The organism is uncultured Desulfovibrio sp. (genome assembly GCF_902477725.1).
Lineage (GTDB): Bacteria > Desulfobacterota > Desulfovibrionia > Desulfovibrionales > Desulfovibrionaceae > Desulfovibrio.
This window is the reverse complement of sequence record NZ_CABSIF010000008.1, coordinates 23,952-49,008: the sequence shown is the minus strand read 5'-3', so window position 1 is coordinate 49,008 and position 25,057 is coordinate 23,952. Positions and strand designations below refer to the sequence as shown.

The 25,057-nt window shown below is 58.0% G+C and carries 19 protein-coding genes; 10 read left to right on the top strand and 9 right to left on the bottom strand.

Going from position 1 to position 25,057, the window contains the following annotated elements:
- Positions 1-9: 9 nt before the first annotated feature.
- Both RDK48_RS08905 and RDK48_RS08900 read right to left on the bottom strand, forming a co-directional pair.
- Positions 10-3,711, bottom strand: coding sequence for a pyruvate carboxylase (locus tag RDK48_RS08905; protein WP_298993738.1), 3,702 nt, complete (start codon positions 3,709-3,711; stop codon positions 10-12).
- Positions 3,712-3,843: 132 nt separating this feature from the next.
- Positions 3,844-4,662 carry a biotin--[acetyl-CoA-carboxylase] ligase gene (locus RDK48_RS08900; protein WP_298993739.1) on the bottom strand — a complete coding sequence of 273 codons (819 nt, stop codon included), beginning with the start codon at positions 4,660-4,662 and terminating at the stop codon, positions 3,844-3,846.
- Between the two features lie 25 nt (positions 4,663-4,687).
- On the opposite strand from RDK48_RS08900, the gene RDK48_RS08895 reads away from it, so the two are divergent.
- Complete coding sequence (locus RDK48_RS08895; protein WP_298993740.1) at positions 4,688-5,776, top strand: polynucleotide adenylyltransferase; 1,089 nt, start codon at positions 4,688-4,690, stop codon at positions 5,774-5,776.
- Between the two features lie 35 nt (positions 5,777-5,811).
- Here the strand turns inward: RDK48_RS08895 and ybeY are convergent, their stop codons facing one another.
- From ybeY to RDK48_RS08880, 3 genes are read right to left on the bottom strand one after another with little or no spacing between them, the layout of a single operon-like run.
- Positions 5,812-6,273 carry an rRNA maturation RNase YbeY gene (gene ybeY / locus RDK48_RS08890; RefSeq protein ID WP_298993741.1) on the bottom strand — a complete coding sequence of 154 codons (462 nt, stop codon included), beginning with the start codon at positions 6,271-6,273 and terminating at the stop codon, positions 5,812-5,814.
- A gap of 7 nt (positions 6,274-6,280) precedes the next feature.
- Positions 6,281-8,716 (bottom strand): HD family phosphohydrolase, encoded by a 2,436-nt coding sequence (locus tag RDK48_RS08885; protein ID WP_374042255.1) that lies wholly within the window; start codon positions 8,714-8,716, stop codon positions 6,281-6,283.
- Positions 8,682-9,680: a PhoH family protein gene (locus RDK48_RS08880; protein WP_298993743.1), complete on the bottom strand. Its 999-nt coding sequence runs from the start codon at positions 9,678-9,680 to the stop codon at positions 8,682-8,684. Before RDK48_RS08880 ends, RDK48_RS08885 begins: the two co-directional genes overlap by 35 nt.
- Positions 9,681-9,864: 184 nt before the next feature.
- Between RDK48_RS08880 and RDK48_RS08875 the strand changes: the two genes are divergently transcribed.
- On the top strand, positions 9,865-10,818 hold the full coding sequence (locus tag RDK48_RS08875) for a hypothetical protein (protein WP_298993744.1): 954 nt from the start codon (positions 9,865-9,867) through the stop codon (positions 10,816-10,818).
- Between the two features lie 101 nt (positions 10,819-10,919).
- Here RDK48_RS08875 and RDK48_RS08870 read toward each other — a convergent pair whose 3' ends face one another.
- The 4 genes from RDK48_RS08870 to RDK48_RS08855 all read right to left on the bottom strand — a co-directional run bounded on the left by RDK48_RS08870 (position 10,920) and on the right by RDK48_RS08855 (position 16,082).
- Positions 10,920-11,702 carry a S26 family signal peptidase gene (locus RDK48_RS08870; protein WP_298993745.1) on the bottom strand — a complete coding sequence of 261 codons (783 nt, stop codon included), beginning with the start codon at positions 11,700-11,702 and terminating at the stop codon, positions 10,920-10,922.
- Positions 11,703-11,910: 208 nt separating this feature from the next.
- Positions 11,911-13,344, bottom strand: coding sequence for an Asp-tRNA(Asn)/Glu-tRNA(Gln) amidotransferase subunit GatB (gene gatB, locus RDK48_RS08865; RefSeq protein ID WP_298993746.1), 1,434 nt, complete (start codon positions 13,342-13,344; stop codon positions 11,911-11,913).
- A 123-nt stretch (positions 13,345-13,467) separates the two neighbouring features.
- Positions 13,468-15,210: an ARMT1-like domain-containing protein gene (locus RDK48_RS08860; protein ID WP_298993747.1), complete on the bottom strand. Its 1,743-nt coding sequence runs from the start codon at positions 15,208-15,210 to the stop codon at positions 13,468-13,470.
- Entirely contained in the window at positions 15,207-16,082 is an 876-nt protein-coding gene (locus RDK48_RS08855) for an NAD(+)/NADH kinase (RefSeq protein ID WP_298993748.1), read from the bottom strand. The genes RDK48_RS08860 and RDK48_RS08855 overlap by 4 nt, the downstream gene beginning before the upstream one ends.
- Positions 16,083-16,199: 117 nt before the next feature.
- Between RDK48_RS08855 and RDK48_RS08850 the strand changes: the two genes are divergently transcribed.
- The 8 genes from RDK48_RS08850 to RDK48_RS08815 all read left to right on the top strand — a co-directional run bounded on the left by RDK48_RS08850 (position 16,200) and on the right by RDK48_RS08815 (position 25,055).
- Positions 16,200-16,829 carry an SIS domain-containing protein gene (locus tag RDK48_RS08850; RefSeq protein WP_298993749.1) on the top strand — a complete coding sequence of 210 codons (630 nt, stop codon included), beginning with the start codon at positions 16,200-16,202 and terminating at the stop codon, positions 16,827-16,829.
- 2 nt (positions 16,830-16,831) lie between these two features.
- Positions 16,832-17,065 (top strand): zinc ribbon domain-containing protein, encoded by a 234-nt coding sequence (locus RDK48_RS08845; protein ID WP_298993750.1) that lies wholly within the window; start codon positions 16,832-16,834, stop codon positions 17,063-17,065.
- A 9-nt stretch (positions 17,066-17,074) separates the two neighbouring features.
- A complete protein-coding gene (hemC, locus tag RDK48_RS08840) occupies positions 17,075-18,004 on the top strand; it encodes a hydroxymethylbilane synthase (RefSeq protein ID WP_298993752.1) in 930 nt (309 codons plus the stop codon).
- A gap of 9 nt (positions 18,005-18,013) precedes the next feature.
- Positions 18,014-20,446, top strand: a complete 2,433-nt coding sequence (locus RDK48_RS08835) for a Lon protease family protein (protein ID WP_298993754.1) — start codon at positions 18,014-18,016, stop codon at positions 20,444-20,446.
- Positions 20,447-20,715: 269 nt separating this feature from the next.
- Complete coding sequence (locus RDK48_RS08830) at positions 20,716-21,291, top strand: TetR/AcrR family transcriptional regulator (RefSeq protein ID WP_298993805.1); 576 nt, start codon at positions 20,716-20,718, stop codon at positions 21,289-21,291.
- 230 nt (positions 21,292-21,521) lie between these two features.
- Positions 21,522-22,484 (top strand): hypothetical protein, encoded by a 963-nt coding sequence (locus RDK48_RS08825; protein WP_298993756.1) that lies wholly within the window; start codon positions 21,522-21,524, stop codon positions 22,482-22,484.
- 79 nt (positions 22,485-22,563) lie between these two features.
- Entirely contained in the window at positions 22,564-23,697 is a 1,134-nt protein-coding gene (locus tag RDK48_RS08820) for a S1C family serine protease (RefSeq protein WP_298993758.1), read from the top strand.
- The gene (locus RDK48_RS08815) at positions 23,694-25,055 is read left to right on the top strand and encodes an SrfA family protein (RefSeq protein WP_298993760.1); all 1,362 of its coding nucleotides are present in this window, start codon (positions 23,694-23,696) and stop codon (positions 25,053-25,055) included. Before RDK48_RS08820 ends, RDK48_RS08815 begins: the two co-directional genes overlap by 4 nt.
- Positions 25,056-25,057 lie beyond the last annotated feature (2 nt).

Here is a 25,057-nt window from a genome sequence, read left to right as displayed (position 1 = left end):
GCGTAGTAATTAACTTACGCGCACACCGCAATAGGGGCAGAATGCGATGTTATCCATAGGAATGGGCTGGCCGCAGGCCTCATTGCCGCATATGCGCGGCACAGGCCCCAGCTCCACAATAAGCTCACCTTCTCTGACCGAAACCATTTGCTTGTTTTCTTTAAAGTCGGCGGTTTTGAGCACACGTTTCACCATGCCGTCAATGGGGGCCAGAACGGCCTTTTCCTGCTTCATGATGGAAACGTTAAAGAGCTCTTCGCCCGCTTTGACCACATCACCGGGATGCACATACATGACCCACAAGTCGCCGTTGCTCGGCGCGGCCACGTGATACTTGTTGGCCGTATCGGCCATGAGCGTGCTCTTTGCACCGTTGCCCGAAGGCTGACGAACCTGAACCTCGCAGCTCATGAATTCGGAGTCGAGCACGTAACGGCAGATGGAGATGCCCGCCTCGTTGGGGTTGGATATGCTGAGCAGCAAGAGGTGGTGGGGCTTGCCGCTGCTGTCGTTGAAGTACAGATCCTGGCCGACTTTCAGCCCCTCGAACCATACGTGCAAAGGCAGGTTGTTGGGGTCGCCGAATTTGGACTTGAACTGGATGGTCTTGAGCGCGTCCGCCGGATGGTTAAGGTACAGCACGAATTCTTCATCGTTGGGCTTACGCTTCAGAATTTCGGTGCAGGCCTTTTCTTCGGCTGCAAGGTTCACTTCTGCCAGCGATTCAAGGGGCGAAGTCTCGGTGCGGGCCGCCATGGCGCTCTTCCAGTCAGAGCCGAAAGCACTCTGATAGACCCAGTCAGCCGGGAAGCCGAGCGGCAGTTTGCCGAACTTGCCCTGAAGCAGGTTGCGGAAGGCGTCGTTGCAGTCCTGATAGATGTTCAGACGTGCGCGGCGCATTTCGTCCGTAAGTTCTTTTTCAGGGGTGCGGGTGACCTGACCCAGCACTTCCAGCAGGTAGCGCACTTCGTCTTCGCCACCCCGCTTCCATGCGCCTGTAACGGCCAGAAACGCCGTGTTCCAGGTGATCTGCGAGCCGGGCGTAACATCGTGATAGCGCACGATCTGGCGGGTGCCTTCAAGGAACTTGAGCATGTAGGGCAGCAGGTGAATGTACCCCTGCTTCATGGCGCCTTCCTGCGAGGAGGAAGTGGCCCCGCCGGGCATGCCGTGGCGCGTTACGTCATAGTCAATACCCTGGAAGTACGGCGCACAGTAGCGGTCGTAATAGGGCATGATCTGCTTGCAGACGAAATTGGCGTCACGAATGGCGTTTTTATCAAGGCTGCACTTGAGGCCCAGTTCGTCTTCAATATAGGCCATGGTGGCGAGCACATCGCCCTGACCATAAGAACGCACCGAAGAGCCGAGGCCCACGTCGATGATGTGCGCGCCGGCCTTGGCCGCAGCACCGCACGAGGGCACGAACAAGCCGTCTGTATAGTGCCTGTGGTAGTGCAGCACAAGTTCGGGCCAGGCTTTGCGCAGGGCTTTGACCAGTTCATCCATGAAGCGCGGCGGGCAAACGCCGGCCATGTCCTTGAGGCCCAGAATGATGTGGCGCGAGGCTTCCTTGGGGCTTGCGCCCATGATGTCGCCCACCATGCGCAGCATGGCTTCGGTAACGCCCAGGTAGTGCTTGACGTCAAAACCCTTGGCCCACGACATGGAAATGGCGGGCTGGAAGATAATGTCCTTGCGATCCATGACCACTTCGGCAATGGGGCGCATGTTTTCCACATGGTTCAAAAAGTCGAAGCAACGTACGACCTGATAGTGGTCGCAAATCATTTCGCCCGTTTTGAGCATGAGGTTGCGCGGCTGCGGCGTATACCCAAGCACGTTGGTGGAGCGCACCAGCAGCTGCTTGAGGGTTTTGGGCGCAAAGCGGTTCCATTCCTTGGCTTCGGTGAAGGGGTAGGTCATGTTGGCCAGCATGGCCACATGGAAGTGCGCCCCGCCGCCGTTTTCGAGCGAGAAAAAGCCCGCATTGTCAAGGTAGGGACCCATGAGTCTGTCCTCGGCAAGGCGCAGGCGGTTGCCGGAGTTGGACTGCGTGAGGTCGCGGGTAGTGGTGTCGGTAAAGTGCACCAGTCCAGAATCACGGATGTAATCCAGCGTGGCCATGCGGTCGCCCTGCGGATAGGGCGAAGGCTGACGGCGCGCAGCCGTGCTTATGGGTGGCAGCACAGGCTCAAAGGGTCCAAGACAGGGCGTGGAGCTTGAACGGTATTCGCCAAGCTGCACGTAGGGGTTGAAGCCCTTGGCCGAAATTTCGGCCACCAGCTTGGCAAGACGCTCGCCTTCGGGCGCAAGGTCGGTGTAGACCATGAGCTCGGGATGCGTGGCGATGAAGTTGGTATTAATGTTGCCCTGTTTGAACAGCGGGTGCTTGATGACCTGACGGAAGAAGGGAATGGTGGTTTTGATGCCGCCAATCACATATTCGCTCAAAGCGCGTTCAGTGATGCCCAGAATCTTTTCCCAGTCGGTTGCGTACGAAATAAGCAGAGCGCCCGCAGAGTCGTAGTTGGCGGGGAACTCGTAGCCTGCGCTGATATTGGAATCAAGGCGCACGCCAGGGCCGCCGGGCGACACATAGCGCGAAATGAGGCCGGAATTGGGGGCGAAGTTGTCCTGCGGGTTTTCGCAGTTGATACGCACCTGCATGGCCCAGTACGAAGGACGCTGGCTTTCTTCGCGGTAGCGCAGTTCCGCGCCAAAGGCCACGGCGATCTGCTCTTCCACAAGGTCAATGCCATAGCGGCATTCGGTGATGCCGTGCTCAACCTGCAAACGGGTGTTAACTTCAATAAGGTACGGCGTACCGTCAGGCGTAACGAGGAATTCGACCGTGGCAAGCGAATGGTAGCCCACGGCGCGAACCAGGCGGCGGGAATAATCCTTGAGCCTGTCGCGCAGGGCCTTGGTCATACCCGGCCAGGGCGAAGGCGTGATTTCAATGAGTTTCTGGTGGTTGCGCTGCACGGTGCAATCGCGTTCGTCAAAGGCGAACACGTTGCCGTACATATCGGCAATGACCTGAATTTCAATGTGGCGCACATCGGCAAGGAACTTTTCCACAAACAGGCGCGGATTGCCAAACGAAGCCTGAGCCATGGTGGAAGCCTTGAAAAAGGCATCTTCCAGGTCAGCCTCGTTATGGATGGCAAAAATACCGCGTCCACCGCCGCCCCCTTCTGCCTTAAGCATGATGGGCAGCCCGATCTCGTTGATAAGCTGGCGGGCGGTAGGAATATCCACGGCTCCTTCAGAGCCGGGCACAACAGGAATGCCCAATTTGCGAGCCACTTCTCGAGCCTGAACCTTGTTGCCCAACAGGTTCATGGCCTCGGCTGTCGCGCCGATAAAGGTGATGCCCGCCTCTTTGCAGCGCTGCGGAAAGCGCGTGTCCTCGGAAGCAAACCCCCAGCCTGGGTGAATGCCGACTACGCCACGTTGTTTGGCTTTGTCGATAATGCGGTCAATATCCAGATACGCGCGGGGGTCTGTCCCGAGCAGCATCAGTTCCTGCGCCGTTGAGGCCGCAGGGGCCGTTTTGTCCACATCAGTCGCAGTCATTGCCGCTACCGCGTCAAAACGTTCGCGGATGGAACGACAAATGCGACGGGCCGGAATACCGCGGTTAGCTACCAGTATTACCTTGCCCTTCAAAAAATCCTGAACTTCCGAGAATGTCTTGTTGGCCATGCCTTTCAGCCCTTTTCTACCGGCGCATTTCTGCCCACGCACCGGCGTTAGACGGCGAAAACACGCTTAGTGCTTCGCATTGGGCGGCGATGCCCCCAGGCCCAACCATGCCGGAATGACCATAATCCCGCGTCATTCCCGCGCAGGGCTCAGCCGGAGACTACCGCAAATGAATTCCTCAAGCCGTCCGTTGATGTTAAGACACAGGCCGCCTGACGTTCCTAGGCCCGCCAGCCAGCCGCGTACGATGCGGTCATCGTCACGCAGCTCCACGTTCTCGCCGCGCCAGAGCAAAAGAGACTCCGCACGGGCTCTCCACCCCTCGGGAAAAGAGTGGCAGTTAATATAAGCTGAAAACATGCGCTTTACAAGGGTTTGCCACAAGGCTTCGGCCATTGGAGGTGCAAAAGTGGCGGATTTATACTGGGTGGCAAGGCTGGTTGCCTCTAGAGCGGCGTCCGCCCGCATCTGCTCCACCGGTGGCGACCAGCACACATTTATGCCAATGCCAGCCAGCAGCACCCCGCCCCGCTCTTCCAGCAGTATGCCTGCCAGTTTTCTGGGTTCGTCTTCCGACGTACACAGCACAAGATCATTGGGCCATTTCAGGCGCACCTGCCAACCGTCCATTGCCAGGGCTTCGGCCAGCAGGGCACCCACTGCCGGGGCCGCCGCCGTGCCGTCAAAAGGAGGCGCAAGCGGCAGACGCAGGGCCGCATACACGTTGCCCGCAGGCGAATGCCACTGACGCCGCAACTGCCCGCGCCCCGCTGTCTGGCTGACAACCTGAACACTGTCCCACGGATCAAGCCAGCCCCGCGCCGCAAGGTTTGCAGCGGTATCAAGGCAGGAGCCCACCTCGCCAAAGCGCCAGATACGCGGAACAAAATTTTTGTCAGCACCAGTGGGGGAGCTTCCCTCAAACGGTTGGCTGTGACATACTGGGGGCATGGAACTCTACCTCGTCGGCGGCGCAATGCGCGACCTTTTGCTTGGGCGTATGCCCACGGAGCTGGATTTTTCCTTTTCAGGAAGCATGGACGATTTTTTGGCCGCGCATCCCGATGCGGTCTGCGTGGGTAAAAGCGTCAATGTCTGCCTGTGGCGCGGGCGCGAATGCATGCCCCTCCGGGGCGGCACCCTGGAGTCTGACCTTGCAGCGCGAGATATCACCATCAATGCCCTTGCGCTCGACAGCGCGGGGCGGCTGTACATGCACCCCAAGGCGGTTGACGACCTGCGCAATAAAATGATGCGCCCGGCTTCGTCCACGGCCTTTGCGGATGACCCCACCAGAATTTTTCGTCTGGCGCGCTTTGCCTCCCGCTGGCCCGACTGGCGCATCGCCCGCGAGGCTTTTGAGCAGATGCGCGCCACGCCCAAGGCTTTGCTGGCGGCCATTCCGGCGGAGCGTGTGGCCAAGGAAATGCTCAAGGCGCTGGCCTTGCCGCGCCCGGCGCGATTTTTTCGCGTTTTGGCGCAGGGGGATTGTTTATCGCCCTGGTTTGAAGAACACGAGCGCGCACGATACATTCCGGCAGGCCCCGTGAAGTGGCATGCCAACAGCGTGTTGGGCCACAGCCTGCGACTGATGGACGAACTCGCGGGCGATGCCATGGCCGTGTGGATGGCCTTGTGCCATGACCTTGGAAAAATCTGCACTGACCCTGCCCTGCTGCCCCATCATTATGGACACGAAGCGCGCGGCGTGCCGCTTGCACTGGCCTTTGCCAAAAGGTTACGGCTGCCGGCAGTTTATGCGCGGGCTGGCGCGCTTGCTGCAGAAGAACACATGAAGGCTGGCATGTTTGCCACCCTGCGCACCGGAACGCGCCGCGACCTGCTGTGGCGGGTTAACCAGCTCGGGCTTTCGCGCCCTTTCTGGAAGCTGGCGGATGCCGACAGCAATTCACCTATCAGCAGTTTGGCCTACCAGAGCCTGAAGGCTATAAACGCCGTGCGTCTGCCCGAAGAATGGCACAACCGGGGCGAAGAATCAGCCCGCAAGCTGCGCGAAATGCAATGCATGGCCTTGGCGGCACTGAACAGAAAGCGGGCCGCCTAGCCGATTTTGTGCAATCAGACCGAGACTTCGGTGCATCAAGCCATTGCTTCGGCGGCGACTACCATGAAATAGTCACTCACCGCATCCATCTGCGCGCTGTGGTCAAGCCCGCACAGGTGGGCCATTCCGTGGGCCAGCAGGCGTAGCGCGTGCTCGCCCGGCTCCTGCCCGTACAGCAGGCATTCCCTGCGCAGCGTATCCAGTGAAAACAGAAGAGTGCCGGGGCTGTCACTGCCACCGGGGAAGGAAAGCACATTGGTAGGGCCCTGACAGCCCATACTGTGCCTGTTGGCTGCGCTCATGGCGGCATCATCGACCAGATGCAGTTCCACAGCCGGGGGCACAACAGGCACGTTGGCCTGTTCTGCGGCGGTAAGCATGGCCGCAAGAGCAGCGCGCTGCTGCCTGCGGTCAAGAGGCAGAATCCATGCTGTGGCCGGATAGCGGCAAAAAATGCGCACGGTTGCCTGTTTCTGCCTGTCCCTGACTGCGCCCATGATTCCTCTATGCCTGTCCCTTTTCTTCAGGGATGGCCGGTATGCCAGCCTGCCTGGCGCTCTCCGGCTGGTTCGTCAGGGCTTTGACTTCGGGCGATTGCGCTGCAGCGGGTTTGTCTCCGTTACAAGGCTTGTCGCCGCACGGTTTGCCATGCCCCGTGGGGGTAAGGGCCGTTGCGCCATGCGTTGCAGGGGCAGATCCATTTTTGCCGTTGGGCTTGTTTTCAGCCCGGGCGGCATCATTGATTCTGGCGTCAGGATAGGCAATGCGCTGATGGAAAATACCAGTCAGGATGCGCTGGAAGTTTTCGCTCAGGAAGTGCAGATCCTTAAAAGTCAGTTCCGATTCGTCCAGCTGCCCTTCCGAGAAGATGCCCTTGATGATGGTGTCAATGTGCGACTTGATGCGCGCGGGCGTAGGATCGTTGAGCGTGCGGCTGGATGCCTCAACGGAGTCGGCCAGCATGAGGATGGCGGCTTCCTTGGTTTGCGGGCGCGGCCCCACATAACTGAAATCAGATTCACGCGGCTTTTCGCCCTGGTTCAGGGCCTTCTGGTAGAAAAAGCGTATGAGCCTTGTGCCGTGGTGCTGACTTATAATGTCGGCAATATCCTGCCCGAGCTTGTACCGCTCTGCCAGTTCCGTGCCTTTTTTGACATGCGAAAGCAGAATGAGCGCACTCATGGACGGGGCCAGTTTGTCGTGCTTGTTGGGCCCGCCAAACTGGTTTTCGATGAAATATTCGGGATACGAGAGCTTGCCCACGTCATGATACAGTGCCGCCACCTTGCACAGCAGGCTGTTGGCGCCGATGGCCTTGGCCCCGGCTTCAACCATGTTGGCGACCACAAGGGAGTGATGGTAGGTGCCGGGCACAGTTACCATAAGCTCCTGCATGAGGGGTTGCTCAAGGCTCATAAGTTCCATGAGGCGGAAGCGCGTACTGTACCCAAAGCTGATTTCAAGCACCGGGCTCACGGCGAAAAGCAGAATGAGCGAAAGCACGCTGTTGATAAACACGGCCAGCAACTGCGTGGGCATGACGCCGGGGGCGCTTTGGGCCAGCAGGGTTGCGCCAAGCCAGATGATGGATTGCCCGATGGTCAGCGGCACTATGCTCCACACCACGTCCTGCCGATTCTGGGCATTGGTCACAAGCCATGTGGCCAGCATGCCGCCGAGAAAATGGAGTAGGAACAGGGAAAACTGCGCCTGAAACATGAGCATGGTAAAGAACGAGATCAACAGGGCCATTGTGCAGTAGCGCCGGGCCGCAAAAACCATGGCGACCAGCCCCACTGCCCCTGCCACAGGGTAGCCCACGGCCAGCGTATTGATGAACGAATGGCTGTCGATGCGCATGCCAAGCACGTACACAGCCTTTGCCCCGGCGCTGAAAAGCAGCAGAAGCAAGGAAATGAGCAGCATGTCCTTGCAGCGCAGGGGGGTGCCGGGTTTGCCGCTGGGGGCAACAAAAAAGCCGATGGAAAGCACCAGCGAGCACAAAAAGGCGCCAGCGGCTATATCCCAGTGCATGGGGTCAGAAGCGGATTTATAAAGCGTTTGCAGCTTGATCTGCTGCTCGCGGCTGACCCTTTCGCCCTTGCGCAATACGATCTCGCCCTTCTGTATCTGATAATAGACGGGCTCAACCATGGACATGACGGCAGAGCTGCGCTTTTGGGTGGATTCCCGGTTCAGCGTCAGCGAGGAAGGCATGGTTGCGGAAAGCAGGATATTGATGGCGCGCCGCGACTGCGGGTTTAGCGTGGAAACCTGACGTATCTGGGCTGAAATTTCCGCCAGATACGATTGCACGTCGGGCAGATTAACCACGTCCGGGCGCAGTATTTCTGTATTTGTATCCAGATTGCGCACTATAACGCCAGAACGGTCAACCCTGGCCGAGCGTATGTCGCCCACAAGGCCTTCTGCCATATGGTCGCGAATCTGGGGCAGCAGCACCTTGAGCAGATACGTCTGCGCCTCGGGCTGGGCGAGTTCCGGCAAAATTTCGTCAGCAACGGTGGGTGTCAGTTCATCCACCAGCCTGTGCAGCGGGCCTTCGACCCCGACATGGTAATCGATGCCGTTGTTCAGGCTGCGCATGATCTCCACAATACGGTTCTGAAAGGCCGTAAAGGGTTCAAGACTCAGATCATAGACAGGCGGTTGCAGAAGCTGCACCTGTTTGCGCCGGGCCTTGGTGGCCTGCACGTCTTCAACAAGGATGTCGCGGTCGGCAATGACGTCAGAATCCGCCACTTGCCCGGCAACGTACACGCGAGGCACCGCCTCAAAATTGGCCCCTGCAAGCAGGCTGATGAAAAGCAGGGTGAGCACAAGTACCGAAAGCCCCAGGCCACAATGGTGGCGGGCCCGCAACATGCGAAAGAGTGCGAGGATGCTAGCTGGACGTGCCGCTTTTTTCTGCATTATCATAGGCGTTTACAATTGCTCCCACCAAGGGATGACGCACTACGTCGGCCTTGGTGAAGTGATGCACTGCGATGGTTGGAACTTTGGCAAGGATATTCAGCGCGTGGATAAGGCCCGAGCGCGGACGCTGGCCGCCGGGCTGCATGGGCAGGTCGATCTGGGTGGTGTCGCCCGTTACAACCATGCGCGAGCCAAAGCCCATGCGGGTGAGGAACATCTTCATCTGTTCCTGCGTGGTGTTCTGCGCTTCGTCAAGAATGATAAAGGCATCGTTAAGGGTGCGCCCGCGCATGAAGGCCAGGGGCGCAACTTCAATGGAGCCTACTTCAAGCATGGACGCCACCTTGGGCTGGGGCATCATGTCGTGCAGGGCGTCATAGAGCGGGCGCAGATAGGGGTTGACCTTGTCGGCCAGATCGCCGGGCAAAAAGCCAAGGCGTTCTCCCGCTTCCACTGCGGGGCGCGTCAGCACAATGCGTTTAACCCTGTGCTGCTGAAACATGGACAGCGCCATGGCGACAGCAAGATAGGTTTTGCCCGTACCTGCCGGGCCAACCGCAAAAACAAGCTCATTGCGCCGCAGCAGGTCAAGGTAGGTGCGCTGGGCAACATTGCGGGCAGTGACCGTTTTGCGCGGGGTGTTGACGAAAACGGCATCCTTGAAAATCTTTTCCAAATTCAGGCCGGGATCCGCGCGCAGCATCTCGTAACTACGGGCGATATCCTGCTGGCTCAGCGACAATCCGCCGCGCAGCAGCTCGTACAACTGCACAAAAACATTGCACAGCACCTGCCGCGTGTTCATGTCTGGGCTTTCAATAAGAATGCTGGCGCCACGGCTGCCTATGGAGGCCCCGCTGGCTGCGGCCAACAGCTCAAGATGCGCATTGTGAGGGCCAAATAGCTGATTGGCTAAAGCGGGATCGTCGAATTCGACGGTCTCAAGCATGGAGGAATGTACTGCCATAGCCGCTCTCTAGCCTATTTCAGTTAGCCTGTCCATTATTGGATTCGGGACCTGTATATTTTTAATGGGCGAGCCGACCCAGCCTGACCTCACCCGTAAAATATAGCTGGCCTGGAATATGCATAAGTGAACAATACGGCACCCCCAAGCCCCAAAATCGGGCAAAAACTGCCGAGGAGTGATTATGAGCAACGTATCGGGCGTAAACAGCTATACAAGCGGACTGTACCAGTGGCAGAACCAGAAGCTGAGTACCTCCACTTCCGGCAGCTCATCGTCTTCGGGTTCCAAAAGTTCTTCAAGTTCGTTGAGTCAGATGCTCAGCGGCAGCAGCATAACCAGTCAGCTTTCCAGCATGGTTGATCTGACAAAGTATGCCATGGATGCCATGGGCCTTGAAAGCGGCAGCCGCGTTACTTTCAGCCAGATTACCAAGTATCGCGAGCAGTTGAATAATGAATTCAACACCGCCGTCAAGGATGGCCTGTCCAAGCTCGGCGTCACAGATCCTTCAAGTGTAACTTTCACTTTGGCTGCGGATGGTTCCCTCACGGCTACCAGCGCCAATGCCACAGACCAGACCAATGTGCAGAACTGGCTTAAGAGCAATACGACTATTGGCAAGGATCTGCGTACGGCCCTTACCGCTGCTGGCGTCAGTTCCAGCACTTCCGTGGCCATGACCGTTGACAGCAGCGGCAAGCTGACCGCTGCCAGCAGCACGGACAGCGCCAACAAGGCCGCCATTCAGGCAGTGCTGGATAATTCCAAACTCGGTCAGACGCTGAACAGCGGCATGAGCAGCCTTGCTGTGAGCAGCGATGCAAAATTTACCCTGCAAACAAAGTCTGATGGCAGCATTGTGGTTGAAAGCAGCGATGCCGCCACCAAGGCAGCTGTGCAGAAGTTCTTTGACAACAATCCCGCACTGGTCAAAAAGTTTGGCCAGATTCAGGCCCTTTCTGGTCTTGATGATGCGCGCAAGGCATTGCAGGTTTCGCCTTCTGACCTGCGCAAGCGCATTGAGGTGGAATCCATGGCCGCATGGTGGTCCGGCTCGGGCGACGCCACCAATTCTTTTGGCAGTTATTCCAATAGCAGCCTTTCCATGCTTTCGGGCCTGAACCTGAACGTTTAGCTTTTACGCATGCATGCTGTGTGCTGATGCTGTCAGCGCATTAAGGGGCCGCGAGGCCCCTTAATGCGTATTGAAGTTGGTAATTTACAGATCAGATTTTGTCAGTCAGAGATGCCCGATACCCCGGTTACCCTTCCTGCACGTGAAAGCGGCCAGTAAACATATGCCACGCGGCCAACAACGCTGGTCAGGGGGGCTAAAAATGCCGTGGGGCTTGTAGGGTTGATGCTCGCCAGATAGATATTTCCTTCGTCCACCAAACATTCTCGATATCCCTGCCCTTCCCAGCCCGGATTTTGCTGCCCTGCTGGAACAGGCACGCGCACCCGTTCGCCAGCAAGGCCTGCAACGCGGCTTATTATGTGCGGCCCTCCCCCCTTCCCTTCTGCAATGTGCCGGGTGGAAATCACAATGATATCGCCCTTCTCCGGCTTGGCCGTATGATAAGCCTGTTTGTCCACGAGCAAGCGGGAATCCGGCGTGATCAGGGGAAGCAGAGTGCGGGTGCCGTTCATGGAGTATGCCTTGATGGCAGGTTCAGGCGCGGGCAGCGCCATCAAGGCCAGCACAAGGACGGTGAAGGCAAGCCCCCTGGCGACCATACTCCGCTGGCGGGCGCGTTGTGATCCGGCCTGTGAACGTTGGCGAAAAACTGCATCGATTGCCGAGCCAAGTCGAAGCAGGACTTCACAGGCAAGGGCCGCAAAGTAAGCCGCATGCCTGCCATCCGCATCAAGACTGCTGCCCAAAGCAACCAGCGTGTGAGCAGAAGCAAGCCACAGAGCAAAAAAGATCACGCCAGGTGTGAAAAAGCCCGAGAGTATCTGCCCGCTACCCGGCAAAACCAGAGAAGCGATAGGCTTAAAAATAGCGGAAAACTTCATAAATACGCCTCAACTAAAAATGAATTGCCACACATTATTGAAAATGATTTTATATTTCAATTAAAAAGACTGCTAATCTATGATTGCAATGCTCGCGGTTCAGTCCTGTCTAAAAGAATGTCGTTGTGGCAGCTTCTCCGCGCACAAAAAAGCGGGGATCCCGGCATGACCGAAATCCCCGCTTGGGCGTTTATTTACTGACGAGAGTTTACAGTTTTTTGGCAAGCAGTTCGTTCACCAGAGCAGGATTGGCCTTGCCCTTGGTGGCGCGCATGATCTGCCCAACAAAGAAGCTGATCAGTTTGGTTTTGCCGCCGCGATAGGCCTCCACCTCAGCGGGATTGGCCGCAATGACTTCATCCACGGCGGCTTCGAGCGCTGAAGTGTCGGAAATCTGCACCAAGCCTTTTTCCTTCACGTAGGCTTCAGGCATGACGCCCTGCTCAAAGATGTCGCCAAAAATATCATTGGCGATCTTGGCGCTGATGGTGCCGCCGTCAACCAGCCGCACCAGTTCGGCCAGAGCCTCGGGCTTCATGGCCCAGGCGGAGGGGTCAGCGGCAGAAAGCCCACGGGCATTGCATTCACGCAGCAGCGGCCCAAGCACAAAGTTGGCAACCTTCTTGGGGTCGGCCTTGGCGGCGGCAGCTTCAAAAAAGTCGGCCAGCCCCTTGCTCTGCACCAGCACTTCTGCCTCGGCTTCGGGCAGTCCCGCCATAGCCACAAAACGGGCCACGCGAACCTGGGGCAGCTCCGGCATTTCGGCGCGCCAGCGGGTCATTTCTTCTTCCGTAATATCTATGGGCAGAATGTCCGGGTCAGGGAAGTAGCGGTAATCGTGCGCTTCTTCCTTGCTGCGCATGGAGGCAGTGGTGTTCTTGACGGCATCATACAGGCGGGTTTCCTGCACGACCTTGTCGCCGTCGTCCAGCACGTCCTGCTGGCGGGAAATTTCGTATTCAATGGCGCGCTGTACGTTGCGGAAAGAGTTGAGGTTTTTCAGTTCTGTGCGGGTGCCGAAGGGCTCGGTTCCCACAGGGCGCAACGAGACGTTGGCGTCGCACCTGAAGCTGCCCTCTTCCATATTGCCGTCGCACACACCAAGATAGGTCACAATGCTGTACAGGGCCTTGAGGTAGGCCACGGCCTCGGCGGCGGAGCGCATGTCCGGCTCGGAAACAATTTCCACCAGCGGCGTGCCCGCGCGGTTGAGGTCCACATAGCTCAGGTTTTCGCCCTGAGCATGAATATTCTTGCCAGCATCGTTTTCCATATGGATGCGCGTAATGCCGACGCGCTTGCGCCGCCCGTCCACGTCCACCTCAAGGTGCCCGTGTTCGCAGATGGGCAGCTCGAACTGCGAAATCTGATATCCGGAGGGCAGGTCAGGATAAAAATAGTTTTTGCGGGCAAAAATGGACCGTGTATTGATGGCGCAATTGGTGGCAAGGCCGACCAGAGCCGCAAAGTGAACAGCCTGGCGGTTGGGCACGGGCAAAGCGCCGGGCATGCCGGAGCAGACTTCGCAAACATTGGCGTTGGCGGGCTGCCCAAAGGTCGTGGGGCAGGAACAGAACAGTTTGGAGGCCGTGGCAAGTTGCACATGCACTTCAAGGCCAATCACGGCTTCATAGGCGGCCATAGATCAAATTACTCCCTCAACGGGGTTCACCCCGTAGTTGCGCGGCAAAAGCGCCGCTTTGCGCATAAGCGCCCGCTAACCTGGCATCCGGCGGCTTGCGCCGCCCATTTTGACGCAAAAGCATCAATGGGGGATGCTGGCATCGAAATATTTGCCCACACCGTACTCTCCCCTGCGGAAAAACCGCTGTGGGTCGGGGCCGATGATCTGCATTTCCCTGTTTTTGGCCTGCACGTCCAGCGCGATACGCATTTCCTTGGTGCAGCCGGTAGAAAAGGTGGAATCCTTGCCCGACCATTGCGGCGGCACCTTGCGACCAAGCAGGGCAAAGCTTTCCTCAATGTCCTCAACGGTCTGAAACCGCCACACATCAATAAAGCCGCTGCGCTGCACCTGCTCCCACATATACATGAGGTCGTCGCCGTCCATGCCTTCAATAAAATGCTCGGCAGGATTAATTATCAGGATATTATCCATTTTTTTACGCAGATTGTCTACAAAGGCGCGCACGATCTCGGTAGCGGTACCAGTCTCGCCGGGGATGCTGCCAATCACGCAGCTGTAAAACATGACCGTGCGGCCCTGCATGCGGGCCTCGCGCATGCTTGCGATGATGTTTGCCGATTGGGCGGCAATGTCGCTCTCGCTGAATTTATGGGCGCTCTCGGCATGCTGGCGCAGCTTGATGTGAAAGCCCTGATCATCCTGCCAGTAGCAGATCACATCGCGCGTATACTGGTGGCTGCTGCCCATGAGCACATCGGTCACGCGCCAGCCCTTGCCCAGAATAAGGTCGGCTTCCTTCCACGCGCGGGAGAATGTCACCGAGACCCTGTACAGGTTGAGCCGTTCCCGCGTGCCATCGCCAATAACCATGAGGCGGTATTCGCGCAAGTGGCGCAGCAGTTCGTTCTTGCTCATGCGCGGCTCGTGCTGCACGGTGCCGCCGCCGATCATCTGCCGGATGGAGGGGTCAATCTCCATGTCTTCCAATGTGGGCGAATAAAAGAAAAAGCCTGATTTGACCGCAAAAATAACCTTGTGCCCCATGCGAATAAGGCTGTTGGCAACAGCCAGATCAAACACAACGCCGCCATCGGCGTCGCACAAAAAGAGCACCGTGCCCGATCTGACCGCGCTGGCCTCAAAATAATGCCGCAAGTGGGCGCAGGTTTCGCGCGCGGTATCCATGGCCTGGCGCACTGTTTCGGCATCCGGCGGCGTCTCCACCCAAGGGCGGGACATGGCCGAAAGGCACAGCAGGCGCGAAAGCTCCACATAGTTGAGCATGCGTCTGACAGAGGCGATGGAATTGGCCGCCACGGCATCCGCAGGCACTGCGGCGAGATTGTCACGCACAGATGCTTCATCCAGCATTTCAAGCTGGCGTTTGGTGGAAACCCTGCGCAGCTGCCTCCAGGGGTCGTCCAGCTGGTTTCCCTGGGCAAGCACAAGATCAGTCATGCGCTTGACCAGCCGCGAAGGTATCAGGGTATGCTGGGCAACATACTGCTTGAAGCGGAAACGACAGAACTGCAAAATGCGCCTGCGTTTCTGCCCTTCGGGCGTGAAGGAGCGCACAAGGCGCATGATTATGCGCCAGGAGCGGTTGTACTGGCGGCGAAGTTCTTCGGGTGCGGACTGCTGGCACAACAGTTTGAACGTGTCGTCAGAACAGGGCAAATACACCTGATCGCGTGCAAGGCTGACCATAAAGGCCATCTGTTCCTGGCTGGCCACAATGTCGGGGTTCATGCCATAGGCGATGTTGTTGTCCATCAGCATGCTGTAAAGCCATGCGTCAAAGCGGACACTCTCCCCAAAATGAAACTCGCGAACCGAATTAACAGAAATCGCGTTGCTCATGCATTTTCCCCGCACCTGACGCATTCAGTGCCTTGCAGGGCAAAGCCGCGCGAACGCAAACGCTCGAAAAAGGTTGTTCCTTTGCCAAGAAAATGCACGGCACCGGGCAAACCGTTGACGGTCACGGTATCGCCCAGTTCCAGCTGTTGCCCTTCCTGCCCATCGACAGTAAGGTAGCAATCTGTGGAGCCCTGCAAAATCTGGAACCGGCACTCGGTATCACCGGGGAACACCATGGGCGAAATAGTATTGAGGAAAGGGCAAATGGGCGTGACGGCCACGGCTTCCATAGAAGGATGCAGCAGCGAGCCGCCAGCCGAAACACTGTAGCCGGAGCTGCCCACAGGCGTGGCAATGATCATTCCATCGCCGCGCAATGAGCCAAGGCGCTCACCAGCGATATAGACATCAAACAGAACAAGCCGCGACAAAGACCCCCGGCTCAGGACAACATCGTTGACCGCGCAGCCGCTGGCAATCTGCTGGTCCTTGCGGGTGAGCGTCCACTGCAAGGCCATACAGGAGCGTACAGGCTCCATGCCGGTGAGGGATTCTTCGAGTTTTTCGCGCCACTGCTCCGGCTGGGCATCGGTTAAAAAACCGATCCGGCCAAAATTGATGCCCAGCACAGGCACGTTGCGCCCCACAAGGCGGCGGGCTACTCCGAGCATGGTGCCGTCGCCGCCAAAAACAACCACAAAGTCAAGGGGAGTCGTTGCGTAGGCCAGGGTGTCCGTGCCAGCGCAGATCACACCCGCAACTTCGTGCCCTTTTTGGCGCAGCCACTGGGCGGCTTCTTGGGCAAGAGCCGCAGCCTTTTCGTGCCGGGCCTTGTAAACCAGAAGTATGTGTCGGCTTGTTGCGTTTTGCATACCTGCGCAAGTTACGTTATCAAGTCTGTTACCGCAAGCCTGTGGGCGCTTGTCAGTTGCAGGGCTTTGCCTTAAATAAGAAGGCTTCCATGTCACGTTTCGGCAATTGTGAGCGCCATGCACGATACAGCCCTTGATATTATTGAACAGCACGCCAGCGAAGGCGCGCGCCTGCGCGAAGATTTTTTTCGCTCGCAGGCAGATTTTCTTCGCCAGGCGGCCTTGCGCGCGGCCACGTGCCTTGCAGGCGGCGGTAAAATACTGCTCTGCGGCAATGGCGGCAGTGCGGCATTGGCCCAGCACATGGCTGCCGAGTTTGTGAACAGATTTTTTATGGACAGGCCCGCCCTGCCCGCTCTGGCGTTGTCTGCCGATGCGACTTCGCTTACGGCCATTGGCAGCGACCTTGATTTCAGCCAGGTATTTTCGCGCCAGATTGAAGCTCTGGGGCGGCCAGGCGACATGCTGGTGGCAATTTTTTCCACCGGCAGCAGCGCCAATATTATCGCCGCCCTTGAGGCGGCACGTCGCGGCGGGCAGTTTGCCGTGTGCCTGTGCGGGCACGGCAGCGAAATGGCCCTGTACAGCGACATGGCTCTTGAAGCGCCGCAGGCTGAACCCGCGCTGGTTCAGGAACTGCACCTTGCAGCCGGGCACCTATTTTGCCGGCTGACGGATTATTATCTTTTTGAAAATGCTGTCGCACTGACCCCCTATTTGCAAGGGCGACACACAACCGAGGTTTGACCATGCCCATCTACGAGTATTCTTGCCAGAAATGCGGTCGGGATTTTGAAGAACTGGTGTTTGACGAAACCCCGCCCACTTGCCCGTATTGCGGCTCCAATGATACCCAGAAGCTCATGTCCTGCTGCGCGCGTCGCAGAAACGGCGCAGAAGGCGGCGAGTACGCGGCTTCAACAGGCGGTGGCGGCGGCTGCGCCGGATGTTCTGGCGGCAACTGCGCAAGTTGCGGGCATTAGGCGGCAGGCATGCGTAAATCCTTAGTTATCGCTACCCGTGGCAGTCAGTTGGCCCTCTGGCAGGCAGAACACGTCAAAAGCCGTTTGCAGTCGCTTGACCCGGAACTGGCCGTTGACCTTGTCATCATCAAGACCAAGGGCGACATCATTCAGGATGTTCCCCTGGCTCAGGTGGGCGGCAAGGGCCTTTTTGTAAAAGAAATTGAAGAAGCCCTGCTTGATAACCGGGCCGACCTTGCCGTGCACAGCATCAAGGACGTGCCCATGGAATTGCCCGATGGGCTCATACTGGGTTGCATTCCCAAGCGTGAAGCGCCTACAGACTGTATGCTTTCGTGCAAGTATGCCGACCTTGTGGCCCTGCCCCAGGGCGCATGCGTTGGCACCAGCAGCCTGCGGCGTCAGGCCCAGTTGCTGGCTCTGCGCCCTGACCTGCGCATTGAAAGCCTGCGCGGCAATGTGGACACGCGCCTGCGCAAACTGCGTGAAGGCGTGTACGATGCCATTATTCTTGCATCCGCAGGCATGAACCGCCTTGGCTTGAGCGCGCCCTACATGCATGCTCTTGATCCGCAGACCTTTTTGCCCGCAGTGGGCCAGGGCGCCATTGGCATTGAATGCCGCGAGGACGATTACGATCTTTTTGCCCTGCTTGCAGAGATTGAAGACACCCCCACCCGCGTATGCGTAGAGGCCGAACGAGGCTTTCTTGCCGGGCTTGAGGGCGGGTGTCAGGTGCCCATTGCCGGGCATGCCCGCCTTGAAAATGACGAAACCTTCGTGCTCGAAGGGTTGGTGGCAGAGGTTGATGGCAGCCTCATTCTGCGCGAGGCGCAGCGGGGCCACACCTCCAAGGCCCGTCAGGTGGGGCTTGAACTTGCAGAAACACTTCTTGCCAGAGGCGGCCGCGCCATTCTGGAAAAACTTTACCAACAATAACGATTTCCTATGCCAACTATCGCTCCCCTGCCCGCGTCACGACTGCACGCCACGTTAGACCCTGCCCGTATTCCCTGGGAAACGAGCAAGGATATCCCGCTGCCGCGCAACGGACGCCAGAATCCATTCCAGCCCCGTGCCATGCAGGCGCTGGACCTTGCCCTGCAAATCAAGAATCAGGGCTACAACATCTACCTGTCTGGCGAGGCCGATCTTGGCCGCAGCCACATGCTGCTGAATTACCTTGGCCCTCAGGCCAAAAAGGCCCAGACGCCTGACGATCTCGTATACGTGCATAATTTTGCCGATCCTGACCGTCCCTGCCTTTTTGCCCTGCCCACAGGTATGGGTAAAAAGTTAAAGCAGCACCTTAAGGAATTGATTGAGCATATACGTGAGGAGCTGCCACGCCGTTTTGAGGCCAGCACATACGTAAAGCGCCGCGCCAAGATTGTGGACAACTTCCAGAACGCCCGCATGGGCCTGCTGCGCAAGATGAATTCCGTTGCCGTAGACAAGGGATTTAATCTTGATATGGACGAGAGCGGCGGTCTGACCCTGTATCCTCTGGTGGAAGGCAAGCGCCTGAGCGAGGAAGAGTTCGACAGGCTGGACACAACCCTTCGCCTCAGCCTCAAAAGCCGGGGCGACAACCTCGTGCAGGCCATGTCTGGCTACATGCGGCAGCTGAACAAGGCGGAAGAAAGCTTTCAGGACGACGAGCGCGGCCTGGAGCGCGAAGCCATGACCCAGGTGCTGACAACCTTCTTCAACCCCATTGAACAGCGCATACTCAAGACCTGCCCGGTCAAGGGGCTGGATGCCTACTTTACGGCCCTGCGTGAAGACATCCTTAAAAATACCGATGCCTTTTTGCAAAGGGACGGCGGTCCCATGGGCGACCCGCACGGCGCACCGGTGGAGGCTGTGCTCTACCGCTACGAAGTCAACCTGCTGGTGGACAACAGCGAGCTTGATGGCGCACCCATCATTGTGGAAGATCACCCCACCGCCGTGAACCTGCTTGGCTGTGTGGAGCGCGAATCTGAAATGGGCGCGCTGGTCACGGATTTCACCCTTATCCGCGCGGGCAGCATCCACAAGGCCAACGGTGGTTTTCTGGTGCTGCATATTGAGGATCTTCTGCAACATCCCAATGCCTGGGAAGGCCTGTTGCGCGCACTGCGTTCCAATATGGCCCGCATTGAAGATTCCGGCGAAGGCCCGGATACGCCCATCCGCACCAAGGGCATCAATCCCGAGCCGCTGCCCCTGAACCTCAAGGTGGTGCTGATCGGCGACGAAGAACTGTATGAAGGTCTGCTTGTCAATGACGACAGATTCTCAAAGCTCTTCCGCATCAAGGCCCACATGGCCGACACTACCGAGCGTAATGCCGCCAATGTGCGCGCCTACCTTGGGCACATTGCCACCATTATCAAGGAAACAGAGCTCCCCTGTTTTGACCGCACGGCTCTGGCGTGGCTCATCGACCTCGGGTCGCACATCTGCGAAGACCAGCGCCGTCTTTCGCTGCGATTCCCTGAACTGCGCGAGCTCATGATCGAGGCTTCGGCCTTGGCCCGCGTGCGCAAGCAGGATGTGGTCACCGCGCCAGTGCTGGAAGAAGCCCACGCGGCGCGCATCTACCGGGCCAACCTGGTGGAAGAGATTTATATGGAGGAATACGACCGCAACATGATCAAGGTGCAGACCTCGGGTCAGGCCATTGGTCAGGTTAACGGTCTTTCCGTCACATGGCACGGCGACTTTGAATTCGGTCTGCCGCACAGGATTTCATGTACTGTGGGCGTGGGGCACGAGGGCATCATCGACCTTGAGCGCGAGGCCGAACTGGGTGGCCCCATCCACACCAAGGCCATGATGATCCTGAAAAGCTACCTCACTGATCTTTTTGCGCGCAAAAAGCCCCTGGTGCTCTCCGGTTCGCTCTATTTTGAGCAGAGCTACGCTGGCATTGAGGGCGACAGCGCCTCTGGCGCGGAACTGGCCGCCCTGCTCTCGGCCCTTGCCGATGTGCCGGTGCGCCTTGATCTGGCCTTTACCGGGGCTGTGAGCCAGACGGGGCAGATCATGGCTGTGGGCGGCGTTACCCGCAAGATTGAGGGCTTTTATAATGTTTGCGCCAGCCAGGGACTCACGGGTACACAAGGGGTTATCATGCCCTTTGACAACGTGGACCACCTCATGCTTGCGCCCAATGTTATTGAAGCGGTTGAGAAAGGTCAGTTCGCCGTTTATCCTGTGCGGCGCATTGAAGAAGCCCTTGCACTCTTGACTGGTCTTTCAATCGGTCGCAGACTGAAACAAGGCGGCTTTACGAAAAACAGCCTGTACGACATGGTTGACCGCAGGTTGGAGCGTCTGGGCGATTACGCGCAGAATGCCTTTCGCCGCACCAGAAAATCCAAAGAGGGATAATTCCGCGCTGCCCGTGGCAGCTGCAAAATAACCCTCTGTGTATTTTCACATTGAAATGTTTGCCTTAGGGCGGCGACGCTTGCCGTGATGGCACTATGTGGTGCGGTTTTTTACAAAAATCCGCGTTGGTCAGGCAAACAGTTTGCTGTCGGCCTGCTCACGAGAACAAGCAATAACCTCACGCATACCTTGACTTTACGGGTTTTATGTGTAATGGGGTCAACGCAAGGAAAAACCTTATGCCTCACTCTAACCCAGCAAAAGCCGTGATGAACAAAAACAAGAAAGAAGCGTTGCTTCAGGCCGCCAAAGAACTTTTTGGCGAATGCGGGTATGTAGAAACCACATTCAAAAAAATATCCGACAAAGCTGGCGTTGCCCTCGGGTTGCTGACCCACCACTATGGCAACAAGGAAAAGCTGTTTCTTGCCTCTGGGCTTGATGTTCTGGAACGCTTTCTCGTAAGGCTGCGCGCAGCCACCGCCGAAGCCACCTGTGGTTACGATGGCGTCATGCGTTTTTGCAAGGCATACCTTGATTTTTCAATCGACAAGGATTCCAACTGGCTGGTGCTTGTGCGCTGCTCGCCCTACAGCGACATGAAAACCAAGACCGACCGCGATATTATGGATTCCATGTTTTCGCAGGTACACAACGAGCTTGAGCGAGTTATCGCCAAGGGCGTGGAAGATGGCAGCCTTGTGAAGGTTGACAGCAAAAGCACTGCCCAGGTGATCATTTCCCTCATGGTCGGTTCCAACCGTACTCGAGTGCTGACCCCTTATGCGATGCCCACCCTGTACGAAGATGTCCTTGATTTCATTTCCCGCTCCATCAAGGCATAGAGCTTGTTAGCAACACATAGTTGGGCCGTCGGTCGTAAAGATCGGCGGCTTTTTTGCATCTCTTGTTGACCGGCTGGTGTGTGCAGCAATGGAAAACATAAACGTTTTGCGCCCTGACCTGCATTTGCGTGACAATCTTGTGCATGCTCGGTGCTCCAGCAGGGCAATAAGGCTTGCCGAGCCACAGCGCTTTGAAGTAAATTCAAAATGTTCAGGGTACATTATTGCGAGTGAACAGTTCTATCCGCTCCATTATTCTGTGCGGATTGCCGGGAGCTCTGGGCAGACATGCCGTGGCGCTCGTAGACTCAACCCTTATTGAGGAGACGGTTTTTATGCAAAGGCTTGCCAGCATACCCTTGTGCCTTTTTCTTGCTGCAGGATTGTTGATCTCGGGCTGCACCAGCAAATATGGCGACCAGAAAACCAAGGTCAATTATTATCCGCAGTGCTATCAGCCTGTTAACCAGTTGCGACAGGACGAAAACAGCACGGGTAAAAGCACTGCCGCTGGCGCGGTTGGCGGCGCTCTGCTTGGCGCGCTTATTGGCGGTCTTGCCACGGGCAAGGCCAGCGGCGCTGTGGCGGGTGCGGTTGCAGGCGGCGCTGCGGGCGCTGTGGCGGGCAACGTCTACGGCAAGTCCAAAGCTCAGGATCGCGACGCCGCATATCTGCACCAGTACAGCCAGCAGCTTGGCAGCGAGGCTGCCAGCATGAACCGCTCCACCGCAGCAGCCAAGGTTGCGGCCAAGTGCTATGACGAACAGTTCAAGCTTGCCGCCGGGCAGTTCAAGGCCGGGCAGATCACCCGCATGGAATTTCAGGACAGGTATAATGAAATCCGTAGCGGCCTTGAGGAAACCTCGTTTATCCTGAATGATACCGCCACCACCATGGCCAAGAAGGACAGCGATTATCAGCAGGCTCTGGCCGAACCTTACACTTCTGCGCAGCCCAAGAGCACTCCTACGGCTTCGTCTTCCAGTTCTGGCGCTACCAAGTTCAAAAAGGGCGCAGCCGCGCAGCCCAAGAGCACTCCTGCAGCCAGCGCTTCGCGCACGCCGGAGCAGAACAACGTTGCCGCGCAGGCCGCGGAGTGGAAATCTTCGCGCGAGGATCTTGAAACCACGCGGCGCGATGTGAACGCGCGCATGTCCAGCTACGAAGAAACTGTCAATAACCTGCTGGGATAACACTGCTGCCGCGCAGCCGCTATTTCTATGGCGGTTGCGCGGCTTTTTACTGCGCCGCATATACCGCGCGGAGCCATAGATGAACGAAAGCCAACACCCTGTACCGCATGAAACACCGCCAAGCGCCGCTCCTGCCGAAGGTGTCGCACCTGCTGCGGTTGTCCTGCCCTGGTATCGCCGCCCTTTTTTCTGGGGTGTGCTGCTGTTTCTGGGGCTTTTGCTGCTGACCGCATGGCTGTTCTGGAAAGAATGGCAGCAGGCCGAGGCTTCCAAGGCTGCTGTTGCCGCTCAGACAGAGCAGTGGCGCGAGCACAACGCGGCGCTTGAAACGTTTATGCAGCAATTGCGCGCCCTGCTTGCCAAGGACCCTTGCGAAGTAAAGCAGGGGCTTGGGCTTGTCACCCCGCCTGCGGGTGTCATGTGGCCTCCTTTGGGTTCAGGCTCCGGAGCTGCGAGTTCAAACTCTGCCCGCGCGGATGCAGCCACCCTGCCGCCCACGGCAGACGCCAAAACGCAGGTTCCGCCCACGCCCATGCAGCAGCAGACGCCCAAAAATGTTTCCGAGCTGATGGAACAGGGCACAGTGCTTGTGCTGGCCATGCGGGAAGAAGGCCTTTCCATGGGTTCCGGTTTTTTTGTGGCCCCGGGCTACGTGGTTACCAATGCCCATGTGGTGGGTAACGCCGCGCAGGCAGTCGTTGTGAACAAAGCCCTGGGCAGACCCTTTGAGGCAACTGTGCGTCAGGTAACTCACAACAACGGGCAGGATTTTGCCGTGCTTGGCGTAAACGGCGCATCGGGTGTTGTGCCGCTCAAGTTTGCGCCGAGCGTGAGCCGCACCGAACGCGTGAGCGCCTGGGGCTTCCCCGGCGCCGTCACCACTGATGATCCAAAATTTGCGGCCCTGCTCAAGGGCGATGAAGCCGCCGCCCCCGAAGTGGTGTACACCGAGGGCGTTGTGAGCGTTATTCTTGAGCGCAAGCCGCCGCTTATTGTGCACACGGCCACAGTCTCGCAAGGCAACAGCGGCGGGCCGCTTGTCAACGACAAGGGCGATGTGGTGGGCATCAACACCTTTATCAAACTGGACGATGCCTCCTACAGACAATCCAGCCTCGCCATTGTCAGCACGAGCCTGGCAGCGTTTTTGCGCTCGGCGGGCGTTCCCGTAACTATGGCCCAGAGCAGTGAATCCGCCGGAGGCAAGCCATGAGTACCCGCATTGCGGTCAGTCTGCGCGGTCAGATGCGCGCGCTTGCCAGCCAGGGCATCTTTGCCACCGACTGCTATGAACAGCTGAAATCAATCCTGCTGCAAAAGCTTGGGCCGGATCATGCCGCCCTGCTTGCCGAACCGCAGCATAATGCCGAGGGCAACAGCGTGGACTGGTATGCCGAAGGCAATGGCCCGGCGGTTCCCCTTGCGGAACTTTCCGAGCAGGATGCTCAGGCTCTGCGCGCCCGTGCGGGCACGCTGGCTTCCGATATTGCCGGGTTGTCCAGCGACCTCACAGCTGACGCGCAGGCGCGGCAGGCCCTTTCGGGCCAGTTGCTGCGGCTTGCCCTGCAACACCCGGCGGACGAAGACATCTGGTCTGTGGATGGCCGCCCTGTTCTCATTAACTGGGGTTTTGCCCCTGGCAGCGTGGGCGCGCAACCGCAGGACCTCACCCGGCTTGGCGGCGTGCTGCCGCCTCCCCCGCCGCCCGCGCCTGTAGCTGCTGTTCCCGTGGCTGTGCCGCCGCGCAGCGGTTGCCTGCCGTGGCTGTTGCCACTCCTGCTCTTGCTGCTCCTGCTCTGGCTTTTGGGCGCGGCGCTGGGGCTTTTGCCTTCTCCTCTGCCTTCGGGCTGCATGCCCGTTGACCGCAGCGCTCTGGAGGCCGAAAAACAGAAAGCCGCCGCCAACGAAGATCAGCTTGCCCTCCTGTGGCGTCAGTTGCAGGAGCGTGCGGCCCTGTGCAAGCCTGTTGCGCCTCCGGTAACGCCAACGCCCCCCAAGGTTGAGGAAAAGAAGGAAGAGCCCAAGCCCGACCCTGAAGTGGTGGAACCCTTCCTTGGCGAAACGCCTGTAGAGCCGCCCAAGGTGGCGGAAGCTCCCAAGCCCAAGCCAAAGCCTGAACCCAAACAGGAACCCAAGCCCCTGCCCAAGGAAGAACCAAAGCCGCAGGAGCCGCCCAAACCCGCGCCCAAGAAGAATGACAACCTTACCATTCCTGAAGACGCGGCCAAAAAGAACGATCTGACTTTTCTTGAGGGCTGCTGGACAAGCGAAACCGGCCTGTATTCGCACCCCTCCAACGAGCCGATCATTGCAGAATACTGCTTTGACAAAAGCGGCAAGGGCCGCCGCCTTGTGCGCGAACGCAATGGTCAGGTATGCAGCGGTTCGGCCTCGGCGCGGTTTCAGGGCAACCAGTTGCAGTTTGATTCCAGTCAGGCCCGTTGCCCGCGTGGCGGCACCTATGTTCCGCAAAAGGTTGAATGTACCGGACAGGAAAACACCACCCAGTGCAAGGGCAGAGAGCTTGGCGGGGCCAATCTCAAGTGGGATGCCCGTTTCAAAAGGAAATAATG

Excerpts from the sequence above, each read along its gene's own strand:
- RDK48_RS08875 (WP_298993744.1), top strand. The coding sequence starts at position 9,865 with ATGAGCAACGTATCGGGCGTAAACAGCTATACAAGCGGACTGTACCAG.
- RDK48_RS08885 (WP_374042255.1), bottom strand. The coding sequence starts at position 8,716 with ATGATAATGCAGAAAAAAGCGGCACGTCCAGCTAGCATCCTCGCACTC.
- gatB (WP_298993746.1), bottom strand. The coding sequence starts at position 13,344 with ATGGCCGCCTATGAAGCCGTGATTGGCCTTGAAGTGCATGTGCAACTT.
- RDK48_RS08895 (WP_298993740.1), top strand. The coding sequence starts at position 4,688 with ATGCGCGACCTTTTGCTTGGGCGTATGCCCACGGAGCTGGATTTTTCC.
- RDK48_RS08835 (WP_298993754.1), top strand. The coding sequence starts at position 18,014 with ATGCCAACTATCGCTCCCCTGCCCGCGTCACGACTGCACGCCACGTTA.
- hemC (WP_298993752.1), top strand. The coding sequence starts at position 17,075 with ATGCGTAAATCCTTAGTTATCGCTACCCGTGGCAGTCAGTTGGCCCTC.
- RDK48_RS08855 (WP_298993748.1), bottom strand. The coding sequence starts at position 16,082 with ATGCAAAACGCAACAAGCCGACACATACTTCTGGTTTACAAGGCCCGG.
- RDK48_RS08905 (WP_298993738.1), bottom strand. The coding sequence starts at position 3,711 with ATGGCCAACAAGACATTCTCGGAAGTTCAGGATTTTTTGAAGGGCAAG.
- ybeY (WP_298993741.1), bottom strand. The coding sequence starts at position 6,273 with ATGGGCGCAGTCAGGGACAGGCAGAAACAGGCAACCGTGCGCATTTTT.
- RDK48_RS08860 (WP_298993747.1), bottom strand. The coding sequence starts at position 15,210 with ATGAGCAACGCGATTTCTGTTAATTCGGTTCGCGAGTTTCATTTTGGG.
- RDK48_RS08900 (WP_298993739.1), bottom strand. The coding sequence starts at position 4,662 with ATGCCCCCAGTATGTCACAGCCAACCGTTTGAGGGAAGCTCCCCCACT.
- RDK48_RS08815 (WP_298993760.1), top strand. The coding sequence starts at position 23,694 with ATGAGTACCCGCATTGCGGTCAGTCTGCGCGGTCAGATGCGCGCGCTT.
- RDK48_RS08880 (WP_298993743.1), bottom strand. The coding sequence starts at position 9,680 with ATGGCAGTACATTCCTCCATGCTTGAGACCGTCGAATTCGACGATCCC.
- RDK48_RS08850 (WP_298993749.1), top strand. The coding sequence starts at position 16,200 with ATGCACGATACAGCCCTTGATATTATTGAACAGCACGCCAGCGAAGGC.
- RDK48_RS08820 (WP_298993758.1), top strand. The coding sequence starts at position 22,564 with ATGAACGAAAGCCAACACCCTGTACCGCATGAAACACCGCCAAGCGCC.
- RDK48_RS08845 (WP_298993750.1), top strand. The coding sequence starts at position 16,832 with ATGCCCATCTACGAGTATTCTTGCCAGAAATGCGGTCGGGATTTTGAA.
- RDK48_RS08870 (WP_298993745.1), bottom strand. The coding sequence starts at position 11,702 with ATGAAGTTTTCCGCTATTTTTAAGCCTATCGCTTCTCTGGTTTTGCCG.
- RDK48_RS08830 (WP_298993805.1), top strand. The coding sequence starts at position 20,716 with ATGAACAAAAACAAGAAAGAAGCGTTGCTTCAGGCCGCCAAAGAACTT.